The organism is Spongiactinospora gelatinilytica, from assembly GCF_003236385.1.
In the GTDB taxonomy this organism is placed as follows: domain Bacteria; phylum Actinomycetota; class Actinomycetes; order Streptosporangiales; family Streptosporangiaceae; genus Spongiactinospora; species Spongiactinospora gelatinilytica.
The window spans coordinates 1-4,638 of the sequence record NZ_POUA01000491.1; the positions used below are offsets into that span (position 1 = coordinate 1).

The following is a 4,638-nucleotide window of genomic DNA, read 5'->3' on the forward strand; positions in this document are numbered from 1 at the left end:
GTCCCCGGAGATCATCGAGGAGACCCCCGACCCGCAGGCGCCGACCCCTGTCGCCCCGGCCGACGGCCCGCTCGCCGCCCTGTGGTGCGAGGAACTGGGCGTCGCCCGGGCGCGCGACACCGACGACTTCTTCGCGCTGGGCGGCGAGTCGCTGGCGGCCGTCCACCTGCTGGCCCGGGTCCGCGACACGTTCGGGGTCAGCGTGCCGATGCCGGAGTTCGCCCGCCGCCCGACGTACGGCAGGCTGGCCGAACTGGTCGGTGAACAGACACCCGCCAGCGTGGAGACGGACGACCGCCCGCCCAACCTGATGGTGCTGGCCGAACGCGGCACGGGCGACCCGATCTTCCTGGCCGCCCCGGCCGCCGGGAGTTCGCTGTGCTACCGGCACGTCGCCGCGCTCATCGACGACCGCCCGGTCTACGGCCTGGAGGCCCCCGGCCTGCACGACGGCGGCGTCTCACCGGCCCGGCTCGCCGACATCGCCGCCGCGCACGTCGCGCTGGTCAAGCGGGTGCGCCCGCACGGGCCGTACCTGCTCGGCGGCTGGTCCTTCGGCGCGATGGTGGCGCACGAGATGGCCCGGATCCTGGCCCGGCAGGGCGAGACGGTGCGACTTCTGCTCGCCATCGACGGCTTCCTGCCCGACACGCGCGGCCGGGCGGTGGCCACCCGGCCGTCCTGGCTGCTGCGCGGCCTGTGGTTCCAGGGCCAGGCCCTGCTCGGGCTCGGCGGCCCGCGCCGGGAACTCAACCTGCACGGGCTCGCCCGCGACGGCGGCAGGGTGCACCGGATCGGCGAGGTCACCCAGGGCGGCCGGGCCGTCGGCGATCTCATCCCCGACTACGCGGGCGTCCACAACCGCAACATCACCGCCATGCTCCGGCACGTGCCGCGCCCCGCGCCGTGCCCGGTCGTTGTGTTCAAGACCAGGGCCGACGCTGGGCTGCGCGCCCGGCTGCGCGCCCACCTGGCGCCGCTGTATCCGCGCGGCGTCGAGGTCGTGCCGGTGCCCGGCGACCACTGGACCGTACTCGACCAGCGGCACGCCAAGATCCTCGCCGACCGCATCCGGGCCGCCCTACCGGCGGCCGTGCCGTCCGACGCAGAAGGAGAGACCGGTGAGTGACGCGTCCACCGTGACGACGTTCCCCTCCGACTTCGACCGCGACCCCTTCCCACTGCTGCGCGACCTCCGGGAGACCGGCCCGGTGGTCCAGGTGTCCCTGCCCGACGGCCTGGGCATCACCCGATGGCTGATCACCCGGTACGACGACGCCGTGGCCGCGCTGAGCGACCCCCGGCTGAGCAACGGCATCGACGCCCCGCTGCGCGACATCGACGACCCGTCCTCGCTGCCGCCGCGCGTCCAGGTGCTGCTGCGCACCTCCGAACTGCTCGGCGGGGCGATGGCCAACATGGACCCGCCCGCTGCGTCATCGTGGCCACCGCCGCGGCGAACCGCGACCCGGACCGTTTCGACATCACCCGCGCCTTCCCCGCGCCGCACCTCGCCTTCGGCCACGGCATCCACTACTGCCTGGGGGCGCGGATGGCCAAGATCGAGGGCGAGATCGCGATCGGCGCGCTGCTCGACAGGTATCCCGGCCTGCGCCTCGGGTGCGCCGTCGAGGAGCTTCGCCGGCGTCCGGGGCTGCTGCGCGCCGCGGTCGAACTGCCCCTAGGTGGGGCCTTCCCAGAAAGGGAGTGCGCATGAGTGAGACCGTGCCGTGGGTGGTTTCGGGCCCGGACGCGGGTGCGCTGCGGGATCAGGCGCGGCGGCTGGCAGGGTTCGTTTCGCAGGACGCGTCGATTGGTGTCGCGGACGTGGGGGTGTCGCTGGCGGGGGCGCGTCCGGTGTTCGCGCATCGCGCGGTGGTCGTCGGTGGCGATCGGGCCGAGTTGCTGGCCGGGCTGGAGGAGGTCGCCTCCGGTGGTGCGGCCGGTGACGTGGGCAAGATCGCGTGGGTCTTCCCAGGTCAGGGCGCGCAGTGGCAGGGGATGGGCCGGGAGCTGATGGCTACCGACCGGGTGTTCCGGCAGGCGGTGCAGGAGTGCGCGGCGGCGTTCGGGCCGTTCGTGGACTGGTCGGTGGCCGACGTGCTCGCGGGCCGGGCCCATGAGTCGTGGCTGGAACGGGTGGACGTGGTGCAGCCCGCGCTGTTCGCGATGATGGTCGGGCTGGCGCGGGTGTGGCGCGCGCACGGGGTCGAGCCGGACGCGGTGATCGGCCACTCGCTGGGGGAGACGGCGGCGGCGTACGTCGCCGGGGCGCTGTCCCTTTCGGACGCGGCGCGCGTGACCACCCTGTGGGCGAAGGCCCAGGCCCGGCTCTCCGGGCAGGGGGCGATGGCCGCGATCACGACGCCGGTGGACCGGGTGCCGGAACTGCTGCGGCCGTACGGCGAGCGGATCATCCTGGCCGGGGTCAACGGCGGCGCCTCGATGCTCGTGTCCGGCGAGACCGGCGCGATCGAGGAACTGCTCGCGGCGTGCGCCGCCGACGGGCTGTGGGCCCGCCGGGTGCCGGTGGACTTCGCCGCCCACTCGCCGTACGTCGAGGCCGTGCGCGAGGAGATCCTCGGCTCGCTGGCCCCGATCCGGCCGCGTCCCGGCGCGATCCCGCTGTACTCCTCGGTGACCGGCGACCTCCTGGACACGCGGGAGATGGACGCCGGGTACTGGTACACCAACCTGCGCCGCACGGTCCGCTTCCATGACGCGACGCTGGCGCTGCTGCGGCACGGGTTCGGCGCGTTCGTCGAGCTGAGCCCGCACCCGATGCTGACCGGTGGCATCGAGCAGAGCGCGGAGGCGGCGGGCCGCACGCCCGGCGAGGTGACCGTGACCGGCTCGCTGCGCCGCGGCGACGGCGGGCGGGCCAGGCTGCTGACCTCCATGGGGGAGGCGTACGCCCGGGGCGTGGACGTGGACTGGACGGCGGCGTTCACCGGGCTCGGCGGGCGGGTGGTGGAACTGCCCGAACCCGCCCTCGCCGGCGAACGGCACAGCGCGGTCGAAGGGCACAGCGTGACTGAACGGCACAGCGCGGTCCTGGACCTGGTCAAGACGCAGGTGGCCGCCCTGCTCGACGACGGCACGGGACCGGGCGGCGTGCCGTCCGACGCGGCCTTCCAGGACCTGGGGATCGACTCGGTCCTCGCGGTACGGCTGCGCGACCGGCTCGCCAAGGCCGCCGACCTGCCGCTGCCCGCCACCCTGGTCTTCGACCACCCGACGCCCACGGCGGTCGCCGACCTGCTGCTCTCCCTGCTGCCGTCGCCGGAGGCCCCCGCCGCGCCCGTCGTACCGGCCGCCGAGGCCGCGCCGGACGACGACCCGATCGCCATCGTCGGCATGGGCTGCCGGTTCCCCGGCGACGTACGCTCCCCCGAAGACCTGTGGGACCTGGTGATCTCCGGCCGCGACGCGATCAGCGACTTCCCCGCCACCCGTGGCTGGGACCTGGACCGCCTGTTCAGCACCGACCCGGGCCGGCCGAACACCAGCCTCGCCCGCAAAGGCGGGTTCCTCGCCGACGCGGAGCTGTTCGACGCGGAGTTCTTCGGGATCAGCCCGCGCGAGGCCGCCGCGATGGACCCCCAGCAGCGGCTGCTGCTGGAGACCGCGTGGGAGGCGCTGGAGCGGGCCGGCATCGTCCCGGCGACCCTGCGCGGCACCCGTACCGGCGTGTACGCGGGCGTGATGACCCAGGACTACGGCCCGCCGCTGTACGCCGCGCCCGCCGACGTGGAGGGCTACCTGCTGACCGGCAACGTCGCCAGCGTCGCCTCCGGGCGGATCTCCTACACCCTCGGCCTCGTCGGACCGGCGATCAGCGTTGACGCGGCGTGCGCGTCGTCCCTGGTGGCGCTGCACCTGGCCGCCGACTCGCTGCGCCGGGGGGAGTGCTCCCTGGCGCTGACCGGCGGCGCGACGGTGATGGCCAACCCGGGGATATTCGTGGAGTTCAGCAGGCTGCGCGCGCTGGCCTCCGACGGGCGCTGCAAGCCGTTCTCCGCCGCGGCGGACGGTACGAGCTGGTCCGAGGGCGTGGGCATGCTGCTGCTCGAACGGCTGTCGGACGCCCGCAGGAACGGGCACTCCGTGCTGGCGCTGATCCGCGGCAGCGCGGTCAACCAGGACGGCGCCAGCAACGGGCTCACCGCGCCGCACGGTCCGTCCCAGGAGGCGGTGATCCGCCAGGCGCTGCACGGCGCGCGGCTGAACCCCGGCGACGTGGACGTGGTCGAGGCGCACGGCACCGGGACCACGCTGGGCGACCCGATCGAGGCCGGGGCGCTGCTCTCCGCCTACGGTCGGGACCGGCCCGCCGCCCGCCCGCTGCTGGTCGGCTCGCTGAAGTCGAACATCGGCCACCCGCAGATCGCCGCGGGCGTGGCCGGGATCATCAAGACGGTGCAGGCCATGCGGCACGGCATGGTCCCGGGGACGCTGCACGTCGGCGAACCGTCGCCGCATGTGGACTGGAACGCGGGCGCGGTACGCGTCGTCACCGAGGCGACGCCCTGGCCCCGGGTGGACCGGCCGCGCCGCGCGGCGGTGTCCGCGTTCGGGATCAGCGGGACCAACGCCCACGTGATCCTGGAGGAGGCCCCGCCGCCGGAGCCCCCGGCC

General features: G+C 74.8%; 3 protein-coding genes. All 3 read left to right on the forward strand.

Going from position 1 to position 4,638, the window contains the following annotated elements:
• Positions 1-1,129 (forward strand): thioesterase domain-containing protein (locus C1I98_RS35480; RefSeq protein WP_233508462.1); only part of this gene is annotated, 1,129 nt, incomplete at its 5' end.
• A 123-nt stretch (positions 1,130-1,252) separates the two neighbouring features.
• Entirely contained in the window at positions 1,253-1,717 is a 465-nt protein-coding gene (locus tag C1I98_RS46400; RefSeq protein ID WP_111171682.1) for a cytochrome P450, read from the forward strand.
• Positions 1,714-4,638, forward strand: a 2,925-nt coding sequence (locus C1I98_RS45440) for a type I polyketide synthase (protein ID WP_146607839.1), incomplete at its 3' end; no start/stop codon positions are given. The genes C1I98_RS46400 and C1I98_RS45440, both read left to right, overlap by 4 nt.

Coding starts and splice junctions, on each gene's coding strand:
- C1I98_RS46400 (WP_111171682.1), top strand. CDS start 1,253: ATGGCTGATCACCCGGTACGACGACGCCGTGGCCGCGCTGAGCGACCC.